19 protein-coding genes are annotated in these 20,020 nt (G+C 27.9%); 16 read left to right on the top strand and 3 right to left on the bottom strand.

The genetic code is table 11. The annotated features are described in order from the left end of the window. Positions 1 to 127: 127 nt before the first annotated feature. Positions 128 to 673, bottom strand: coding sequence for a hypothetical protein (locus tag ACJDT4_RS02610; protein ID WP_406785973.1), 546 nt, complete (start codon positions 671 to 673; stop codon positions 128 to 130). 557 nt (positions 674 to 1,230) lie between these two features. Between ACJDT4_RS02610 and ACJDT4_RS02605 the strand changes: the two genes are divergently transcribed. Together ACJDT4_RS02605 and ACJDT4_RS02600 are read left to right on the top strand one after the other, a co-directional pair. Continuing rightward, on the top strand, positions 1,231 to 2,508 hold the full coding sequence (locus ACJDT4_RS02605; RefSeq protein WP_406785972.1) for a bifunctional diguanylate cyclase/phosphodiesterase: 1,278 nt from the start codon (positions 1,231 to 1,233) through the stop codon (positions 2,506 to 2,508). Between the two features lie 338 nt (positions 2,509 to 2,846). Further along, positions 2,847 to 3,491: a DUF2238 domain-containing protein gene (locus ACJDT4_RS02600; RefSeq protein WP_406785971.1), complete on the top strand. Its 645-nt coding sequence runs from the start codon at positions 2,847 to 2,849 to the stop codon at positions 3,489 to 3,491. Between the two features lie 32 nt (positions 3,492 to 3,523). Here the strand turns inward: ACJDT4_RS02600 and ACJDT4_RS02595 are convergent, their stop codons facing one another. Then, positions 3,524 to 4,660, bottom strand: coding sequence for a GGDEF domain-containing protein (locus ACJDT4_RS02595; protein ID WP_406785970.1), 1,137 nt, complete (start codon positions 4,658 to 4,660; stop codon positions 3,524 to 3,526). A gap of 462 nt (positions 4,661 to 5,122) precedes the next feature. On the opposite strand from ACJDT4_RS02595, the gene ACJDT4_RS02590 reads away from it, so the two are divergent. After that, entirely contained in the window at positions 5,123 to 5,320 is a 198-nt protein-coding gene (locus tag ACJDT4_RS02590; RefSeq protein ID WP_406785969.1) for a cold-shock protein, read from the top strand. Between the two features lie 121 nt (positions 5,321 to 5,441). On the opposite strand, the gene ACJDT4_RS02585 is transcribed toward ACJDT4_RS02590, so the two are convergent. Next, on the bottom strand, positions 5,442 to 6,632 hold the full coding sequence (locus tag ACJDT4_RS02585; RefSeq protein WP_406785968.1) for an aminotransferase-like domain-containing protein: 1,191 nt from the start codon (positions 6,630 to 6,632) through the stop codon (positions 5,442 to 5,444). 306 nt (positions 6,633 to 6,938) lie between these two features. On the opposite strand from ACJDT4_RS02585, the gene ACJDT4_RS02580 reads away from it, so the two are divergent. The 13 genes from ACJDT4_RS02580 to ACJDT4_RS02520 all read left to right on the top strand — a co-directional run bounded on the left by ACJDT4_RS02580 (position 6,939) and on the right by ACJDT4_RS02520 (position 20,019). Next, positions 6,939 to 8,921, top strand: a complete 1,983-nt coding sequence (locus tag ACJDT4_RS02580) for a methyl-accepting chemotaxis protein (protein ID WP_406785967.1) — start codon at positions 6,939 to 6,941, stop codon at positions 8,919 to 8,921. 151 nt (positions 8,922 to 9,072) lie between these two features. Continuing rightward, positions 9,073 to 9,999: a patatin-like phospholipase family protein gene (locus tag ACJDT4_RS02575; RefSeq protein WP_406785966.1), complete on the top strand. Its 927-nt coding sequence runs from the start codon at positions 9,073 to 9,075 to the stop codon at positions 9,997 to 9,999. A 3-nt stretch (positions 10,000 to 10,002) separates the two neighbouring features. Then, positions 10,003 to 11,184, top strand: a complete 1,182-nt coding sequence (locus ACJDT4_RS02570) for a sensor histidine kinase (RefSeq protein ID WP_406785965.1) — start codon at positions 10,003 to 10,005, stop codon at positions 11,182 to 11,184. Between the two features lie 8 nt (positions 11,185 to 11,192). Then, a complete protein-coding gene (locus tag ACJDT4_RS02565; RefSeq protein ID WP_406785964.1) occupies positions 11,193 to 11,852 on the top strand; it encodes a response regulator transcription factor in 660 nt (219 codons plus the stop codon). A 106-nt stretch (positions 11,853 to 11,958) separates the two neighbouring features. Then, positions 11,959 to 13,095, top strand: coding sequence for an FtsX-like permease family protein (locus ACJDT4_RS02560; protein ID WP_406785963.1), 1,137 nt, complete (start codon positions 11,959 to 11,961; stop codon positions 13,093 to 13,095). Positions 13,096 to 13,106: 11 nt separating this feature from the next. Next, a complete protein-coding gene (locus tag ACJDT4_RS02555) occupies positions 13,107 to 13,790 on the top strand; it encodes an ABC transporter ATP-binding protein (RefSeq protein WP_406785962.1) in 684 nt (227 codons plus the stop codon). After that, complete coding sequence (locus tag ACJDT4_RS02550; RefSeq protein WP_406785961.1) at positions 13,790 to 14,911, top strand: ABC transporter permease; 1,122 nt, start codon at positions 13,790 to 13,792, stop codon at positions 14,909 to 14,911. The genes ACJDT4_RS02555 and ACJDT4_RS02550 overlap by 1 nt, the downstream gene beginning before the upstream one ends. Before the next feature lie 472 nt (positions 14,912 to 15,383). Beyond that, on the top strand, positions 15,384 to 16,211 hold the full coding sequence (locus tag ACJDT4_RS02545; RefSeq protein ID WP_406785960.1) for a CPBP family intramembrane glutamic endopeptidase: 828 nt from the start codon (positions 15,384 to 15,386) through the stop codon (positions 16,209 to 16,211). A gap of 31 nt (positions 16,212 to 16,242) precedes the next feature. Next, the gene (locus ACJDT4_RS02540; protein WP_406785959.1) at positions 16,243 to 16,674 is read left to right on the top strand and encodes a nucleotidyltransferase domain-containing protein; all 432 of its coding nucleotides are present in this window, start codon (positions 16,243 to 16,245) and stop codon (positions 16,672 to 16,674) included. Further along, positions 16,658 to 17,113 carry a HepT-like ribonuclease domain-containing protein gene (locus tag ACJDT4_RS02535; protein WP_406785958.1) on the top strand — a complete coding sequence of 152 codons (456 nt, stop codon included), beginning with the start codon at positions 16,658 to 16,660 and terminating at the stop codon, positions 17,111 to 17,113. Before ACJDT4_RS02540 ends, ACJDT4_RS02535 begins: the two co-directional genes overlap by 17 nt. Before the next feature lie 213 nt (positions 17,114 to 17,326). Beyond that, positions 17,327 to 18,172: a CPBP family intramembrane glutamic endopeptidase gene (locus ACJDT4_RS02530; RefSeq protein ID WP_406785957.1), complete on the top strand. Its 846-nt coding sequence runs from the start codon at positions 17,327 to 17,329 to the stop codon at positions 18,170 to 18,172. A 337-nt stretch (positions 18,173 to 18,509) separates the two neighbouring features. Beyond that, positions 18,510 to 19,193: a CPBP family intramembrane glutamic endopeptidase gene (locus ACJDT4_RS02525; RefSeq protein ID WP_406785956.1), complete on the top strand. Its 684-nt coding sequence runs from the start codon at positions 18,510 to 18,512 to the stop codon at positions 19,191 to 19,193. Continuing rightward, complete coding sequence (locus ACJDT4_RS02520; RefSeq protein WP_406785955.1) at positions 19,171 to 20,019, top strand: CPBP family intramembrane glutamic endopeptidase; 849 nt, start codon at positions 19,171 to 19,173, stop codon at positions 20,017 to 20,019. The genes ACJDT4_RS02525 and ACJDT4_RS02520 overlap by 23 nt, the downstream gene beginning before the upstream one ends. Position 20,020: the final 1 nt, after the last annotated feature.

Genomic DNA, 20,020 nt, shown 5'->3' with positions numbered 1-20,020 from the left:
GTGGAAAATTTTCCTCGAATTTTTATTAAGGGAAATTAGTAATCTTGAAAAGAAACGTTAAATAAAATGCATAAATCTTAAAAGGTTTATGCATTTTATTTAACGTTTTGAAATATTATTACTTTTCTTATTTATTATTTATAGAGTATATTCCGTATTCGTGTTTGCCGTTATTTATAAGGTTAAGATAAACTTCTCCATTACCAATTATTATACCTTCAGGAGTTATTCTTAGGTTACTAAGTTGTTGATTTTCTATAGAATTTTTTATCTTGGCGTTGAAAATACTATCATAGTACTTAATAAATTCAGCTTCATTTGAAATTTTCGTTTCAGTACCATTTATATAAACAATGAGCGGATAATTTATGTAGTCAGAAATTGTTTTTTTATCATTCCTAGTCGTTGCAGTTTTTAAAACATTAAAGGTTTTTATAAATTCTTCTCCATTATCAAGTCTTGAATTTATACTGTTTTTTGAAATTTGGGGCTGGTTATTTTTTAGTTTGCTTACATTAAATTTAGAATTAGTATTGCCTTTCTTTATAAAAGCATTTCCTGATAATTTTGAATTAGATGAAGTATTTTTATCTTGAATTTGGTTTTGGCTGCACCCTACAAGAGAAAGTATAAAAGATAGAGCAATAAAACATGACATAAATAGTTTTCGCATAAATTATCTCTCCCAATAAAAATTTTATATAATATATTATAGTATTAGTTATTTATATATAAATTATACTGCTGTTAATTATAAGTAAATTATACGCTACTTAGAAAGTACTGTAGTTACATAGCACTTACAATTACATTACGAAGGTATTACAAAAAAGGAGTGATAATAAAACAGAGTTGTAATGAGTAACATTTTTTGTATTTATGCATAACTTGTAGAGAGAATAAATATAACATTCAAAATACTCATATCTTCGTTTCATGTCATAGTTACATGCGAAAAGATAATAGATATCGATGGTTAAAAGATTTTTAGCATGTAAATCAAATTACTTAACAAATTGTAACTTTAAAATATTTATTTTGGATAAGTTGGTTAAGTTTACTTTTATATGAATTAATGCATGCTTAATGTAGCATTTTTTAAAAAAATTGTATTCAAATAAATATTATGGTATAATAATTTAAATAAAATTTTTATAAGATTAAAAAAAAAACTATAATAGAAATGGGTATGAAATACAAGTAAAATAGTGATTTTACGGGAGAAAAAGTATGGAAATTGAGAATTCTTATGAGAAAAAAAGTATGAAAAGCACTTTGAAAAAGTATGAAAAATACTGTTTAAAGCATAAAAGTGGTAAGTTTGCAGTTTATATGATTGAGATTTGTGATTTGAAATTTTATAATTATATATTCGGCTATGAGGAAAGCTATACGTTATTTCAAACTATTTTAGAAAAAGTCAGGAAAAAATTCCAAGACAAATTTTATATATTTCAATTTATGGATTGCAGATTTGTGGTAGTAGCTGAGCAGTTAAGTCGTAATGACGTATATTTAATTGAAAAAGAAATATTTGATGTATTCAGGAGAAAATTTTATGTAAAAAATCAGAAAATCGTTGTGCACGTGAAAATAGGGGTATCATTATATCCAGACGACAGTGAAGATTTATTTAAGGTTCTTAGATATTCGGATATAGCACTTAGTTATGCTAAGGAAAATAATAAGATAGAATATGAAGTTTTCAATAAATCTATGTATGATGAGATTTTAAGAAAACAAAGAGTTATAAGTGAAATAGGTAGTGCACTAAGTAATAAGGAGTTAATTTTGTTTTATCAGCCTCAAGTTAATTTGAAAAATATGGAGGTGTATGGGTTTGAAGCCTTAATAAGGTGGAACCATCCTGTGCGTGGAATATTGTCACCTATGTACTTTATAGATATAATTGAGCAGAATGGTATGATAAATGATGTTGGAAAGTTTGTAATATATGAGGCATGCAGGCAGCTTCAGGAGTGGCATACCTCGGGATATCCTAACATTTCAATGTCTATTAACATTTCCGAAAGTCAGATTAATGGACAAGAATTTTTAAATTTTGTTAAATATGTTTTAGAAAAGAACGGAGTTGAGACTAAGTTTTTAATTTTTGAGATAACAGAAAGGATAGTTTTAGGTTTAAATGAAGAAAAGTTAAATCTAATCAAGAAGCTTAAGGATATCGGCATAAGGATATTTATAGATGATTTTGGAACAAAATATTCTAATCTTGATTATTTAAATGCTTTGCCAGTAGATGGCATAAAAATTGATAAATGTTTTATAGATAGGTTAGAATATTCACAAAAGGATTTGGCAATTACTAAGAATATAATTTCTCTTGCCCATGAATTGAACCTCGAAGTTATTGCTGAAGGAGTAGAGAAGCAAGAACAGCTTAAATACCTTTCAAATATGAGATGTGGTAAGGTTCAGGGATTTATATTTCAGAAGCCGATATCATCTAATGAAGTTGATAATTTTCTTAAAAATTTTAAGGTTTAGTATATAACAAAATTGGTGATGGTGTTTTTATATAATAAAAAATTTCCATTTCTATTATGTAGGTAATTATAATAGGAAATGGTGCATTAGATACACTGTACTCAGAGCTTATATTAATTATAAGGTTGAAAAAGCTTTTTAATTGTAATGCGTGAGCTTTAGGAAGGTAGTTCTAATTTTAAATGAGTGGATAACATTTTTCATAGGTTACATGAAAACGATATCCATAGAGCAATGATTGTTATAACTTAAATATTAAAGAAAAAATATAATGTATAATAGCTTTGAGTGGAAGAAAAAATAAATATAAAAATGAATAGTAATTGGAGTGTGTTATTGTGGCTAAAGTTGAGCATCACAATAAGGTTAAAGGATTGCACGTAATTCTACTAATAATATTTATTTTAGCTTCTGTTATATCAGCTATTAAGCCTATAGAATATTCTGCATGGTTTTATGAATATACACCTGCTTTTATAGGAGTTATGTTATTAATATTTACCTACAGAAAATTTGAGTTTACAGATTTTGTTTATGTACTTATTTTGATTTTAACAATAACAATCTTAATTGGAGCACACTATAAATATAGCAATATGCCTCTTTTTAATTATATAAGGGATGTTTATCATTTAAAAAGAAATAATTATGATAGGTATGGCCATTTTATGCAGGGCTTTGTACCAGCTTTTATTGTGAGGGAAATACTAATAAGAAAGTTTAAAGTGAAAAAACAATTTTTATTATCTGTACTTGTAGTTTGTGTTTGCCTAGCAATAAGTGGTTTTTATGAGATAATTGAAGGCGCATCATGCTTGATATATAAAAGATCTCCAGAGGATTTTTTAGAGTATCAAGGGGATAAATTAGATACTCAGTGGGATATGTTATCTGCGTTAATAGGTTCTATACTAGCAGTAACTGCTTTTCATAGAATTCATGATAGAAGCATAAAAAAATTAATTAGTCATAGGAAAAATTAAAAAAGAAATGTCTACAGCTTATTCATGTAAAGCTATAGGCACTTCTTTTTTTTACTATTTTTGTGTTTATACATTAATTTGTCCACATGATTAATGTATTCACTTATATCAGAATGTTTATCAAAATCGTAAAGTTCATATCCATAACTAAAATTTAATTTGTATGGGCGATTTGAATGTTTAATATGTTCAGCTAAAGCATCAGAAATTTTTTTTATTATTGTTTCTACTTCTTGTTTACTGCATACATTAAGCAATAAAATAAATTCGTCACCTCCATAACGAGTGATTGAATTTTCATTTCCTATTATACTGTTGATTGTAGTTACTAAAGATATTAAAGCCTTATCTCCTTCATTATGGCCAAAAGTATCATTTATTATTTTAAAATCATCTATATCTATAAGAACTATTGAGAAGCTTTTCGATTTTTTTTGATTAATTCTATTACTTAAATAACTATAAAATTTTTCACGTGTCCAAGCACCTGTTAAGTAATCAATATGCATCATTTGCTGCTGTAAATATAAATAAAGAATAATTAGGGAAAAAGAAATTGAACTCCACATTAGCAAAGGACCATAAATTAAAAATTGGATTAAGCTTGCTAAGGTCGGAAATACTCCAAATAAGATTAACGGCCAAAATTCTATTCTGTTTAAATATTTTTTATTTTTATAAATTGATATAAAACCGCAAAGCAAATAAAAGTAAGATATGACAAAAGGAGTGAAGAACAAACTCTCTCTTTGATATACATTATATTTGTTTATATAGAAATCAAATTTGAAAAATGGAGTAAGTAGTACTAGAAAAGTATTTATAATTATAGGTAATAAAATTAAAATGTTATCTTTGGCTTTATAATCCGCAGTTTTAGTTATCCACAGTTTTGCAAATGTATACCAGCGATATGTTACTAAAGGTGCTAACGCAAATAAAGTAACGTGGAGAAAAGTTGTTATAGGTATTAGCCATGCGTATGGCTGTTTATTTATTATACAAGTTAAAGTTTCAACTATTAATTCAATAGTATTTAGTATAAAGATGGAGACAAAAATTCTATTTTTTCTTTCACTTTTATCAAGGCGACCCAATATATTTTTTAAAAATATAATTGATATGATAGCAGCAATTATATTATTATCTATTCTAAGAGCTAAGTTCACTATAGTTTCACTCCTAACGGATTAGTTCCTATACTTTGTTAATTAGCAATAGGTTAACATATTTTATTTTAACATAATATATTAGATATTTCATAGAAAATGTGATATATTTTCGTTCAATTGTAGTTTTGGAATCAGTAAATAATTATAATATGTAAATGATTTTATAATATAATAGGCTGTATAGTATAAAAAAAATTAAAAAATACACTTTAATGTATGGATATATCATATATGAAAGCTTATTGGAATAAATTCCATAATTTAAATGTAACAAAATTTAAAAAGTATTTGATTTTTTAAATTAAGTATGGTAAAATAAACTCGTAACTTAAATGAAACGTTAATAATGTAAACACAAATATATTTCAGTTAATACTTCTTAGTATGTTATAGCGAAATTTTATTGGTGGATTATTACACAGAGTTTAAGAAAAATAAAATTTCGGAGGTACGCATTACATGAATGGTACAGTAAAATGGTTTAATTCAACAAAAGGATTTGGATTTATTACAGGAGAAGATGGAAATGATGTATTCGCACATTTCTCTCAAATAAAAGCAGATGGATTCAAAAGTCTTGAAGAAGGTCAAAAAGTTGCTTATGATGTAGTTCAAGGAGCAAAAGGACCACAAGCAGAAAATATCACAGTTCTTTAATTTTTAGTGATTTCTGTAATAAAAAAGGTGAGGAGAATAAGTTCTCCTCACCTTTTTTATTTGAAATTAATAGTAGAAACTAAACCTAATAAGTTCAATCTGAAATTATTAGGTTTAGTAATCATTTTTCTAGTTCTGATTTTAAAACTTCACCAAGTCTTTTAATTCCTTCAACAATCCTGTTATCAGGCATATTTGAATAATTAAGCCTAAACTGATTGTTATGATCTCTGTTTGGAAAAAATGGAGTTCCAGGAACAAAAGCTACGTTGTTTTTTATCGCCTTGTCAAATATGCGTTCACAATCAATTCCTTCAGGAAGCATAACCCATAAAAATAAGCCTCCATCTGGAAGAGTATGCTTAATATTTTTGGGGAAATATTTATCCATAGAATCAACCATCAATTGTCTTCTGTGTCTGTAAATCTCTCTTATTTTTTCTATGTGTTCTTCAATATCAAACATTTCTAAATATTTTGAAGTAATCATTTGTGAAAATACGTCAGTATGTAAGTCAGCGCTTTGCTTTAATGGCACTAGCTTTTCCATTATAGGTTTATCTGCACACATCCAGCCAAGTCTTAAACCAGGTGCAAAAATCTTAGAAAAAGTACTTAAATAAATAACACGCCCTTCAGTATCAAAATGTTTTACCGGAGGCAGCTTTTCTCCTGAAAATCTTATCTCACCATAAGGATTGTCTTCAAGTATAAATACGTCATATTTATTTGCAAGTTCAACTATTTTTTTTCTTCTTTCAAGAGCCATGGTTCTACCAGTTGGATTTTGAAAATCTGGTATTGTGTAAATAAATTTTGCATTTGGAGTGTTTTGAAGTACTTTTTCAAGTTCTTCCATAATCATTCCTTCTTCATCCATAGAAACGCCTTTGAAGCTTGGCATGTATGTCTTAAAAGCATTTATAGCAGCAAGATAAGTTGGATTTTCACAAATTATAGTATCTCCTTCATCTATAAAAACTTTTCCCATTAGATCTAGAGCTTGTTGTGAACCAGAAATCATAAGAATGTTATCTAAAGATGTGGTGATTTGTAAATTAGCCATTCTTTTACATATGGCTATTCTTAGAGGGATATAGCCTTCAGTAGTACTGTATTGAAGAGCTGCTTCACCATTAGTATTTAGAACTTCTATACAGGCTTTTTTTATTTCTTCTATAGGAAAAAGCTCTGGTGCAGGAAGTCCACCAGCAAAGGATATTATTTCGGGTTGCTGAGTTACTTTGAGAATTTCTCTTATTTCTGAAGAGGTTATAAAATTGTTTCTTTTTGCAAATCTTTTGTCATTCAAAAAAATCACTCCTAATAAGTTATATTATTGAAATATTGATGATTGTGTAGTTTACTATATTGCTTGTGTTTTGATTTGAAAATTTTCTCACATAAAGCTTTATATTGTCAATGCTTTCTTAGATAAAATTTTGATTTAATATATATATTATCATTATATTGTCATATTAAAACTATAAATTACATTATTCTGCACTAGTTTGGTAAATGATATCAAATTTAATATTATTGGATGAAAACTTAGCATAAAAATGGTAAAATGATATTGCATAAATTTTTAATTTATTTAGCAATAGGGGGAATGTTCATGAGGAAAAATAATTCTTTACAGATTAAAGCCATTTTATCTATATCAATTATTTTTATAATATTGATGAGCTTTGTAACAGCAATCAGCTATACCAATTCTAAAAAGTTAATTTTATCTTCGCTTGAAGACTCAGGGAGGCAAACAATTACTGTACATTCACAAAATTTATCTTCATGGGTAAAATCTAGATTATCACAGGTAGAAGTGATTGCCAATACAGAAGTAGTAAACAGTATGGATAAAAATAAAATATTGTCCTATTTTAAACGTGAAAAGGATAATTATAATGGAGTTTTTAATAGTTTAGGAATAAGTGATACTCAGGGGAAATTAACAATTCAAAATAATACCGTAATAGATATAAGTTCTGAGAATACATTTCCAGAGGTTATTGGTGGAAAAGAGATTATATCAAATCCATTTCAAGCAAAGGAAGATCCATCACAATGGATTATTTCAATGGAATGTCCTATAAAAGATATTAATACAAATAAAGTGAAAGGGCTTGTAAGTGGGGCATGTCTTGTTTCAACAGTGTTTAAAGAGAATACAAGTTTTCATTTAGGTAAAACAGATAATGTTTATATATTAAAAAAGGATGGTACAGTGCTTTTTCATAAAAATAAAAACTTAATAAATAATAGCAATTTTTTTAAAAACGCAAATAAGGATTATGTGAGTTTGCTTAAAAAAGGAACAAATAAAGAAAATTTTTATGGAGAATTTAAAGATAACGCTGGAACAAAAAAGCTTTTTTCGTCACATATTAATGGAACTGATTGGTATATGTTTTTAGAGGTGCCTACTAAAGAATATGTAAGTAGCGTAAATTCACTTTTATATATTACAACTATTATCACAATTTTCGCAATAATAGTATTAATCTTAATACTCATAATAATACTTAAATATTTTTTCAATAGATTACTAAAGGTATCACTAGCAGCAGAAAAGGTTGCAAAGGGTGATTTAACTAATTATTTACCAGAATCAGAGGATGAACTTGGTAAGTTTAATGCTACCTTTAATAGAATGACAAAGGAATTAAAACAGATTATTTTAAAATTAAAGGGAGCAGCTGAAATAATAAATAAATCTTCTCAAAATTATGAGGATGTAAGTTTAACAGTAGTTGAAGGTGGAGAAAGTATTCAAGAGGGTATTAAGAATTTATCTTTAGGAGCTAAAGTAACTTCTGAAGAAATATCAAATATTACTACTTATGTAAGTGATATGGAGAAGCAGTCAAAAGAATTAGTTGATATAAGCATAAATATAGATGATATGATAAAGGAAACTAAAGATAGTACTAAAATTGGCTCAGAAAACTTGAAGAAAACAATTGATGTACTTAATAATATGAAGAAAAGCATATTGATTTCTAGCGATGCTATAACTAAGCTTTCAGAAAGATCTAAGAATATTGCAAATATAACAACCTCTATATCAGATATATCTGAACAAACTAATTTATTGGCATTAAATGCAAGTATTGAGGATGTCAGAGCAGGTGAGAACGGAAAAGGTTTTTCAGTGGTTGCAGAAGAGGTTAGAAAATTAGCAGAGCAGTCTTCAAATTCAAGTTCGGAAATTTCCAGCGAAATATTGCAGGTTCAAGGACATATAACCGAAGCGGTTAAAACCATGAAACAAAGTATAGATTTTATGCAACAAGGGACAAGTTCTATGGACTCAATTTCTATGATATTTTATGAAATAGAACAGCAGGTTGAGAAGGTGAAGGATGTTAGTTCTAATGTTTCTGAAATAGCAAAAATACTTTTAAATCAAAATGAAAATATTTATCAAGCTATTTCAAATACATCAGCAGTAAGTGAAGAAGCAGCAGCTAATACAGCTTCCGTTGAAGAAACAATAAATAATCAAGGAAAAGTATTTTTAAAGCTTAAAACTGCATCTGAGGAACTTCACAATATTTCCATAAATCTCAAGGAAGAAATTTCAAAGTTTAAGTGCTAATAGTGCTTTTTATAAGAATAAAATATTGAATATAAAAGTCAAAAAAACGTGCACATTATTTGTATAAAATATGCACGTTTTTAGTTATAAATAAAATTTTATAGCAGAATTCACTAGTATTAAATATATATAATATGTGGAGGTGAATATAATGAAGGTTGATGTTGTACTTCAAGGAAGAGGAGTTTTAGGAATTGGATATATTGGTGTTTACAAGGCGCTTTGCGAAAAGGGGTATGAAATTGAAAGATGTGCGGGAACTTCTGCAGGATCTGTAGTTGCTGCATTAATTATGGCAGGGTATAGTTACAAGGAATTAGAAGATATACTTAAGGAAGTAAACTTCAATATATTTATGAAGAAAACAAAATTAAGCAAATTTTATACCATAGGAAAGCTATTATCTGTTATAACGAACAAAGGAATGTATGATGGTGAAGTTATAGAAACCTGGATAAGTGGACTGCTTGAAAAAAAAGGAATAACAAAATTTAAAGATTTAATGGAGAATGGGGAAAAAAGTAAGTTAAAAATAATTGCTTCTGATATAACAGGAAGAAAAATAATGATTCTCCCAGATGATTTGAGAACTTATGGGGTAGACCCGTTGGAATTTAGCGTTGCAAAAGCTGTTAGAATGAGCTGTTCTATACCACTTTTTTTTACACCGGTATTATTTGAAGATAATGGAAAAACAAACTTTATAGTTGATGGAGGACTGTTAAGTGATTTCCCAATATGGATTTTTGATGTTGAAGGCGTTCCAAGATGGCCTACTTTTGGTATTAAAATTCAAGGGAATCAGAGTTATTCATCTAGAGGAGAAGTTGATATTCTACAGTACTTTATGGATATTGTAGGAGCAGCGTTAAATTATGATGCAGATAGTTATGTTAGAGAAAAGGACAGCGTTAGAACAATAACCTTAGACTTTGGCAATAAAATTGCATCAACAGATTTTCTAAAAGCTAATGAATTTATAGATTATTTGTGTAATAATGGATATGAAACTACATTAAAGTTTGTAGAGGATTGGAATTTTAAAGATTATGTTAGACAATATAGAAGTGGAGTATAGATAATGAATGATAAAACTAAAGCTGCAGTTATAGGCATTAATTATTCAATACTTATATTAGTTATGATAATCAACTGTCTCTATAATAGTAATAAGTGGATTTATATAATAAGCTTGTATTTAATTTTAATAACTTTTTATACTGTAAGCACATTTTTTATATATAATGCAAGATATAAGAATTTTAATTTAATTAGAAGTTTTGCATATTGTGTTCAAATAATAACTATATTTTTAATTAATAGATTTGATGATACATCATTATCTACTGTGTTGTATCTATTTATATTAGCTGATACTATATTAAATGAGAGTATAATTTATGGTGTTTTTTCTACATTTATTTTTTATGCAGTATCATCAACTTCTATTTTTTATAAGTTATATTATAATATTGGTAGGGCTGTTATTGTTATGATTTTATATTTGCCAGTTTATGCAGTTGTTTATGTTATCTTTTTTCTTATAAAGAGACTTTTAAAGCAAAATAAAATTATAGAAGAAAATCTTAAGGATATAACAATTAAAAAGCTTGAAAAGGATACTATGTATAATGAACTTAAATCAGCATATGACAGAGTAGAGGAAATGACAGCACTTAAAGAAAGAAATAGAATAGCAAGAGAGATACATGATACTGTTGGACATACCCTTACAACTGTTCTGGTTGAAATGGAAGCGTGCAAAAGGCTTATAGATAAAAAGCCAGAACTTGCAAGAGAAAAGCTTAATTTAGCTGAGGGACAAGTTAGAAAGGGCTTAAATAGTATAAGAGCCTCTGTAAGGGTACTTGAAAGTGGTGAAGATATTATGGATTTTTATTCTGATATTAAATCGATTATAAATGAAACCGAAAAACATTCTGAGGTTATAATAAAAGCTCAGATAGATGATAATATAAATCTTACAAAAGCTCAAGAAAAAGTGATACTATCCGCACTGCTAGAGGGACTTACCAATGGTATAAAACATGGAAAGAGCACTGCATTTTTATTTAAGCTTTACATAGGTGGATATGAAATTAGGTTCTCTCTTGAAGATAACGGACGGGGAACAGATATTTTTGTTCCTGGCTTTGGCATTAGAGCTATGATGGAGAGAGTTAAGGAGCTTAAGGGTAAGCTTAATATATCATCAAAAAGTAATGAAGGTTTTGGAATTTACATAAACTTTCCAATGAAGTGAGGTGGAATATGGAAAAGATAAATATACTTATAGCAGATGATCAGACACTTATGTGTGATGGATTAAAAACTATATTAGAGCTTGAAGAAAATTTTAATGTGATGGGCACTGCAAAAAATGGCGAAGAGGTTCTGGAGCTTTGCAAGGCAAATAAACCAGATTTAATTCTAATGGACATAAGAATGCCAAAGATGGATGGAGTAAAATGCACTAAAATTTTAAAAACGCTGTATCCTGAAATTAAAGTTTTAGTCTTAACTACTTTTAATGATACAGAATATATTATTGAAGCCTTAAATTATGGAGCAGCTGGATACATATTAAAGGATATAGAAGGGGATGCGCTTATAAAAGCAATAAATGATGCTTATAAGGGTTCGCTTATGATGCCAGCAAGTGTAGCTAAAAAACTTGCTGAAAAACTTTCTCAGAGTACAGTAGTTGTTAATGCTCATAAGGAAGAAAAGGTGCTTAAGGACTTTTCACAAAGAGAAGAAGAAATTGCAAAGATGATGACAATGGGGTTTAATAACAAACAAATAGCTTCTTCACTTTTTATATCAGAAGGAACAGTTAAAAATTATATAAGTAATATTTATAGTAAGCTTGGTACCTCAGATAGATTTGAGGCAGTTAAGCTTTTAAATATTATGTTTCAAAACACTTAAAGTATACAGGTTATTGCAGTCATAATAGATGTGACTGTGGTAACTTTTTTATTACTTTTATTTTTAATATAATCAATGAAGAGCACCAAGAAGAGGAGGATATGAATTGAAGCCTTTGTCTGTATTTAACTATAACAGAAATAATAAAATAAGATTTTTTAGTTCAATTGCTTCAGTAGCTGTTGCAGTTGGTTTTTTATATATTTTAATTACTTTTGTAAAAAGTACGGAAAACTCAATATATAGAACTATTCTAAACTTTAAAAATTATTCTATGTGTCTTCCGTATTCAAGTGAAAAAGGGATTTCGTTAAGCTTAATATTAAAAATAGAAGGCAGTAAAGCTGTAGAGAAAGTGATTCCAGTAAAAAAATATGGGATACAATATGATATACCCTACGAAAGTGCAGTAACAAAGCTTTTGGCTGTTAAAAATGAAGATATGAATTGCTTGCTTATAAAAAGTCAGGATAATATACTTCAAGGTAGACTTCCAAGAGATGGTGAAAATGAAATTGCAGTTAATTACTATGAGGCGAAAAACCAAAAAATTAAACTTGGAGACATAGTTGGAGGTGAAAAATGCAAGCTCTATGGTGTTGATGGAGAGTATAAGGTAGTTGGAATAATAGGAGGGAAAAATTTGATTTCCATATTATCGGCTAATGAGGATTCAATGCCAAATTACAAAAATGCAGCGCAAGTAAAGTTAAACGGAATTATTGTTTTCCCAAGGAACGGCTGTTTAGAAGAGATGAATAAATTTCTTGAAGCAATTTCTAAAAAGCAAATTATAACAGAAACCTTGGGTAGCTTAAATAATGAGTTTAATCAAATTACTGATGGACTAGGCACATTAAATGCTTTAGTTATAGCTTCAATATTTTTAATGGTGGTTACGGTAGGAGGTTCAAGATACATACAGTTTTTTAGTAGAAAAGAAGAGTTAGGCATATTAAATGCCATAGGATATAGTAAGAAAAAAATTTTAAAAAGAGCTGTAATTGAAGTACTGGAAGTAAATATATTATCCTATATTATTGGAGTCTCAATTGGTGTTTGCATTAGCTTTTTAATTAAGAAATGCATACTTGAGGTTTCTGGCTCAGTAGGTGTTGTTTTTGATTTAAAAGCATTTATAGTAGCTTTGTACATACCATTATTTACAGCACTTTTTACTATAATACCTATAAACATAATTATAAGTAGGCTGGATCCTATTAATATGATTGAAGAAAATTAGAGGTGATAAAAGTGGGTTTAGAAATGGATAGTGTTAATCTAGTTTATGATATAGGAAAAGAACTGCAAACTTATGCTCTTAAAAATATAAATATTTCACTTGAAGGAAATAGAATAGTTGGAGTTATGGGTCCATCTGGCAGTGGAAAAAGTTCACTTTTATATACCTTAGCAGGTTTAAAGTGCCCAACCTCAGGAAAGGTTTATTATAATGAAATAAATTACAGTGACCTTTCTCCTGATAAAAATGCAGAACTTAGAAGGAAGGATTTTGGATTTATTTTTCAAAAGCATTTTTTGATTGACTATATGACGGTACTTCAAAATGTGTTAACCCCTATAAATGATGATAGCAAAGAAGCAAAGATGAAAGCAGTAACCATTCTCGATAAGCTTAATATACTTAATCTTTCCGGAAAAAAGCCACATCAGCTTTCGGTTGGACAAAAACAAAAGGTAGCAATTGCACGAGCTTTTATCGGAGAACCAAAGATTATATTTGCAGATGAGCCAACAGCAGCCTTAGATTATGAAGCTACAATAAATGTTATGAATTTTTTAAAGAGTTATAGGAAAGAAAAAATGATTATAATAGTAAGTCACGACAAGTCCATACTTGAAGATGCAGACAGTATAATAAATATGTTTGATGGTTCCATAATTTCCACTCAAAGTGGAGAGGAGGAAAATATGTAATGAAGCCTCTTGGAACTATAAATTATTTAAAAAATAATGCAAAAAAAGTTTTAGTACAGTTTATTTGTGTTGTATTAAGCACTTGTTTTATATATTTAATTTCGGTTGTATTTTACAGCAGTATATATAGCACAAATTCTTATGGAATAAATATAGTTAAGAATGCATTTATTGTAAAAACTAATCATAAGAAGGAAATTCCACTTGAGGCGCTTAATTCTTTAAAAAGCAATAAAGATGTTAGGAAAATAATACCTTTAGTAAGTGCGGAGGAGGGATTTCAATATAACTCTATGCTCACAACCAGCGATGGAAATGTTTTTAATGTGTTTCAAGAAGACCTTAAAGATATTATTAATCTATTTAATATGAGGCTTATAAGTGGAAGGCTTCCTAGAGAAAATAGTAATGAAATAGTTATTCCTAAAAATTTTGCAAAACAAAATAAAATAGATATTGGAGCGTATATAGGCAATGACGAAAAACTAAATATTAGCCTTGATAATGATTATAAGGTTGTTGGAATAATGGATGGATCCAGCAGTTTTATGCTTATATCTAACCACATAAAAATCAGTAGAAATGAAGCTTTAAAGCATAACATTATAGCAGCCTTGAAAAGTGATAAACAAAATGAGGTTGAAAAAATATTTAGTAATATTAAGGACAAAAATATAAAGTATTTTGACTATAGACTTTTAAAAAGTCAGACGGATGAAGCTTATAAAAATATAAATATTGTTGAAGCTGCTCTAGATGGATTGATAATTTTTGTTTTATGTATTTCAATTATGCATATAAATTACGTTATACTTTTAAGTAGGAAAAAAGAGTTTGTTATTTTAAATTTAATTGGATATACGAAAAACAAGTTGTATAAAAAAATATTAAAAGAAAATGCTACACTTAACATACTTTCCTTTGGAGCTGGAAATTTGATCGCATTTTTTATAGCTAATATTTTAAATATAACCTTATGGGGACCTAAAGGAGAATATTCTGTACCTTTCAAGCTCACATACGTTTTTAATACTTCCATAATTCTAATATGTATTTTTATAGTAGAGGTTTTGCTATTATTTGTCATTGGGAATAAGTTATATAAAAAAATGAAACTATAATTATAGACAGACAAGTTGAAAGTTTGAAATGGCTAACACCGAATTTATACTACAAAACTAATATTTTACTGTAGAGCACAGAGTACAATTGACAGAGTACAGTGAAGGATGATTTTTCTCCGCTATGCTTCGAAAAATCTAAAACTTAATGCTCGCGCATGGCTTACAATATGATATTCAGCGATCTGATACTAATAAGTTCTAAGATTTACCTGAGAGTAGCGAAAGGCAAATCCACATTCACTGTGCTCTGTACTCTGTCAGTTGTGCTCTAAGTTAAACCATAATTTAACAATATGAATTTAAATCTTCTAAGTTGTCCATCTATAGTAAGAAATATGGGTATTCTTCTCATATCCCATAAAATGTAGTTACCGTAAGTCATATAAATTGTGACTGTGGTAACTTTTTTATTACTCAAAATTCTATTAAAGTTATTAATAGACATTTGGGAGAGGAGTAGAAGAAAAATATGATTAAAGGCTATATTAAAAATCATGAAATCATATCATTTATATTTTTAACCTTTTTATTTAGCTGGATTATATGGGGAATATTATATTGTTCATCTATAGATATTGTTAATAATGTTATTTATAAAAGCCACATGAGTATTTTTATTTGTTTAGGTGCGTTTGCACCAAGTAGTATGTCAATAATTCTTACTGGTTTTTTATACAAAAAGAAAGGATTAAAGGCATTACTTACTAGGCTAACTAAGTGGAGATATAATTTAATATATTATTTAATTGCAGTTTTTTATTGGATAGCATCACTTTATATTTCTTATTTAATATGCAAATTTTTTGGCAGCAAGGGTGAAATTACTTTTACTAATGTAAAAACATACTATATTCTAGAAGGTTTTATGATTACTTTACTTTTGGGAGGTCCTTTGGGAGAGGAAATTGGATGGAGAGGTTTTCTGCTGCCAAGACTTCAAAAAAAGTTAAATCCATTTTATTCAAGTATAGTACTTGGCATCATATGGTCATGCTGGCATCTGCCTTTATTTTTTATTGCTGGTACAGATCAATATGGAGTTCCATTTCTTTTATTTATAATGACAACAATTATTAATACAATAATAATTACCTGGATATTTAATAGAACAAATGGAAGCTTGATTTTTCCTATATTGTTTCATACCTGCAATAATATAGCTGCTGGCCTTTTAGCTGGATCATATAACTTTGCGATTGCAAATATTTATAAGTTTTCTATTGTACAAATAATAATTATGATTTTTGTTGTAAGAGATATGTTTAAACAGAGCAAATTTGATATAATATATAAATAGACAATTTAATATATGTGAGGAGAGTGCTTATATGAATGTGACACAAGCTGCTCTTAAATTAAAAAAGATAAAAGGAATTGTTGCAATATCACAGTTCGGAAGTTTTGGCACAGAATATTTTATTGATGGAAAAAGTGATATAGATTTGGCTGTTGTAGTTGAACCAAATGTATCTTATATGGGCACTTTAAATTTAGAGGATGCTATACTGCCAATATTTTGTGAAGAATACAAATATGATAATATACATTTAACATTTATATTATTTAAAGAGTTTGCTAGCAAATATGCAAGACTTGCAGTTGATAGTGATAACATTATAGTAATTGACGAAAATAGATGGTTTGATTTTCAACATTATGTATTGAAATTTGCAAGGAATAATAGAGAATTTGAAAGAACTTTAAAAATAGATGAGCAGTACACTTATTTTGGAGGTATTATAGATGAGTCCATATTATAAATATAAAAAGGAAAAATTTTATGATAAATATAAAAGTGCAAGTGAGACTCTAGAAGATTTAAAAAGTGCCTTGTTAAAGTATAGAGAAAATAATGATAGAATAATAAAGAGAGCTATATTTGCTTTCTTTCAAGATTTTTGCGAATATATTATCGATATGTGTGAAAGTTATATTGTAATTAATGATGGAAAAGTAAGTGCAAGTAATTCATCTATTGAGTTAATACAAAAGGCGCATGAAATGAATTTTTTTGATGAAACTTTAAAAAATTATCTTTATGATTGCGTAAGGCTTAGAAATAGATATACTCATGACTATTATAAGAGAGAAATAAGTGAAAAACAAATTGAAGAATTTTGCTATTCAAGAGTTTTATACTTGGACATATTTTTAGAAAATAGTAAGGATAATGTTATATTAACCTATAAGAATAAATGAGCTAATAATTAAGTTACTACAAGTCATATAAATTGTGACTGTGGTAACTTTTTTATTACTCAAAATTCTATTAAAGTTATTAAAGAGTTACCGTATCGAAACTTAAGTTATGCATGTTTGAAAATGCCATGTTTTGGGCATTATGAGGTATGTATAATTTAATAGTTGAGCCGGTAACTCTATGGATATTTTGGAGGGGAGTAAAAGAAAAGTATGATTAAAAGATATATTAAAAATCATGAGATATTATCATTTATATTTTTAACCTTTTTATTTAGCTGGACTATATGGGTAATGCTATATATTTCATCTAAAAATTGGGCTATGCTAGAGATAATAAATACTTTGGGTGCGTTTGGGCCAGGCATTATGTCAATAATTCTTACAGGTTTTTTATACAAAAAGAAAGGATTAAAGGCATTACTTACTAGGCTAACTAAGTGGAGATATAATTTAATATATTATATAATTGCAGTTTTTTATTGGATAGCATCAATTTATATTTTCTATTTAATATGCAAATTTTTTGGCAGCAAGGGTAAAGTTACTTTTATTAATACCAAACCATATTACATTCTAGGTGGGTTTATATATACTTTACTTTTGGGAGGTCCTTTGGGCGAGGAAATTGGATGGAGAGGTTTTCTGCTTCCAAGGCTTCAAAAAAGGTTAAATCCGTTTTATTCAAGTATAGTACTTGGCATCATATGGTCATGCTGGCATTTGCCTTTATTTTTTATTGCTGGTACATGTCAATATGGAATCCCGTTTTTTGTATTTATAATGGTAGGAATCATCAATACAATAATAATTACATGGATATTTAATAGAACAAATGGAAGTTTGATTTTTCCTATATTGTTTCATACGTGCATTAATATGACTTGGCTTGGTCTTTTAGTTGGAGCAGAGGCATTTGCCATTACAAATATTTATAAGTTTTCTATTGTACAAGTAGTAATTATGATTTTTGTTGTAAGAGATATGTTTAAGAATAGCAAATATGGAAGGGTTACAGTTGATAATGGTGACATTGTGGTGATTGGTGAAAATAAGTAAGGACAACGTTATATTAAGCTATAAGAATAAATAAGCCACTAATAAAGTTACTACAAGTCATATAAATTGTGACTGTGGTAACTTTTTTATTACTTATGTTTTAGATATTATTATTAAAGAAGGAAAATTAAAAAACAAGTGTACTACATAAATAGTACTTAAATACAGCGAGGTGACGTATAGAATGAATAAAAATATTAAAGTAGCTTCAATTTCTTTAATTGCAGTTATTATATGAATAATTTTAGAGCAGATTATAATTAATTTTTTTTGCAGTCAAGATTTAAGTATATTAAATAATCCTACACTTTCAAATGCTATTTTAGAAATTGTAATTATGGTTATTCCTTGCTTGGTTGTAAAGAAATTTAGTAATCAAAAGTTCCATTTAAGCCTTATAGGAATAACGTTTCATGGACAAGTTAAGAATATATTTTTGGGAATGATAATTGGCTTTGCAGACGTTATAGTTTTATATTTAATCCTTTGGAAAATGAAATTTATAAGATTTAAAGGCTTAGGCTTTGGATTTTACGCAGGAAGTGAAGTTATAAAGAGTGTATTTAATGTTTTTCTTATAGCAATTTTTGCAGGAATTTGCGAGGAGATTTTTTTTAGAGGAGTTTTATTAAATTATTTTTCTAAAGCTAAAGGTAATTTATTAGCACTTATAGTGAGTTCTGTTATTTTTACTATATTTCATACAGGTAGATATCACGATTTTTTAGTATTAACTGGTGTTTTTATAATGGCAGTTGTTCTAGGGTGCAGTTTTATATATACTAATTCTTTGTGCTTGGGAATTGGAATTCACTTTGCAGTGGACTTTTTTACTAATTTAGTAAGTCTTAATGAACCAAATTTTTTCATAATAAATTTAAGTGATAAATTAAACTCTTATAACTTTGAAAAAAATTTTATTTGTGCACAATCTATTATAATGTTTTTTATTTTTATGTTGATTTTTGGGGTAAGAAAGATAAGGAGGGGAAATGACTATGAGCTTAAGGAAACTAGATAAAAATTTAAAAATTGCAATTATGGCGCTTATTTTAACCATAATTGCTGCAGGTATATTTGGAGGTTTTACTTTACTTATGAGTAAAACAAAACTCGAATTGTTTAACAATGGGACAGTAAATACTTTAATTATAGAGATAATAGTTACGATTGTACCTTGTTTAGTAGTTAAAATAAACAGTGGTGGAAAATTTAATTTGGAACTTATTTCTATGAAATTTGAAGGAAATAGTTTAAGCAATTTTTTTAAAGGTATGGGAATTTCACTACTTATGATTACAACTTTGGTAGTGACTTTAATGGTTACTAGAATTATAAGTATTAAGGGTTTTGGTTTTCAATTTGCAGCAGTAAATAAGGTGCTTTGGTCTGTATTTTTAGTTTTTTTAGTTGCGATTTTTGCAGGAATTTGTGAGGAAATATTTTGTAGAGGAATTTTGCTTAATTATTTAGCTATGTGGAAAGGCAAAATTTTTGCTTTAATAGTAAGTTCTATTGTATTTACAGCATTTCATATTACCCGTTATCAAGATATTAATTCTCTTACTAATGTTTTTCTCATGGGGATTATACTTGGAATTACATTTATAGTAACAAAATCATTGTATATGCCTATTGGACTTCATTTTGCATGGGATTTTTATTTGGATCTTTGGAGCACTGAAAAAGATCCATCGCTATTCATAGTAAATTTAAATGATAAATTTAGAATTAATTATATTGATAAGGTTAATGGATGGGCGCAGATTATTATAAAGATTATCGTAATTATAATTTTTATATCTATATATATTAAAAGAAAAAACTTGGTAAAGGAAGTGGAATAAA

Origin of the sequence: Clostridium neuense (genome assembly GCF_045310695.1) — a bacterium.
GTDB classification, from domain to species: domain Bacteria; phylum Bacillota; class Clostridia; order Clostridiales; family Clostridiaceae; genus Clostridium_S; species Clostridium_S neuense.
The sequence above is the reverse complement of the archived record's forward strand: the minus strand, read 5'-3'. Positions and strand labels throughout refer to the sequence as shown.

Coding starts and splice junctions, on each gene's coding strand:
- ACJDT4_RS02610 (WP_406785973.1), bottom strand. CDS start 673: ATGCGAAAACTATTTATGTCATGTTTTATTGCTCTATCTTTTATACTT.
- ACJDT4_RS02605 (WP_406785972.1), top strand. CDS start 1,231: ATGGAAATTGAGAATTCTTATGAGAAAAAAAGTATGAAAAGCACTTTG.
- ACJDT4_RS02590 (WP_406785969.1), top strand. CDS start 5,123: ATGAATGGTACAGTAAAATGGTTTAATTCAACAAAAGGATTTGGATTT.
- ACJDT4_RS02580 (WP_406785967.1), top strand. CDS start 6,939: ATGAGGAAAAATAATTCTTTACAGATTAAAGCCATTTTATCTATATCA.
- ACJDT4_RS02575 (WP_406785966.1), top strand. CDS start 9,073: ATGAAGGTTGATGTTGTACTTCAAGGAAGAGGAGTTTTAGGAATTGGA.
- ACJDT4_RS02570 (WP_406785965.1), top strand. CDS start 10,003: ATGAATGATAAAACTAAAGCTGCAGTTATAGGCATTAATTATTCAATA.
- ACJDT4_RS02565 (WP_406785964.1), top strand. CDS start 11,193: ATGGAAAAGATAAATATACTTATAGCAGATGATCAGACACTTATGTGT.
- ACJDT4_RS02550 (WP_406785961.1), top strand. CDS start 13,790: ATGAAGCCTCTTGGAACTATAAATTATTTAAAAAATAATGCAAAAAAA.
- ACJDT4_RS02545 (WP_406785960.1), top strand. CDS start 15,384: ATGATTAAAGGCTATATTAAAAATCATGAAATCATATCATTTATATTT.
- ACJDT4_RS02540 (WP_406785959.1), top strand. CDS start 16,243: ATGAATGTGACACAAGCTGCTCTTAAATTAAAAAAGATAAAAGGAATT.
- ACJDT4_RS02535 (WP_406785958.1), top strand. CDS start 16,658: ATGAGTCCATATTATAAATATAAAAAGGAAAAATTTTATGATAAATAT.
- ACJDT4_RS02530 (WP_406785957.1), top strand. CDS start 17,327: ATGATTAAAAGATATATTAAAAATCATGAGATATTATCATTTATATTT.
- ACJDT4_RS02525 (WP_406785956.1), top strand. CDS start 18,510: ATGGTTATTCCTTGCTTGGTTGTAAAGAAATTTAGTAATCAAAAGTTC.
- ACJDT4_RS02520 (WP_406785955.1), top strand. CDS start 19,171: ATGAGCTTAAGGAAACTAGATAAAAATTTAAAAATTGCAATTATGGCG.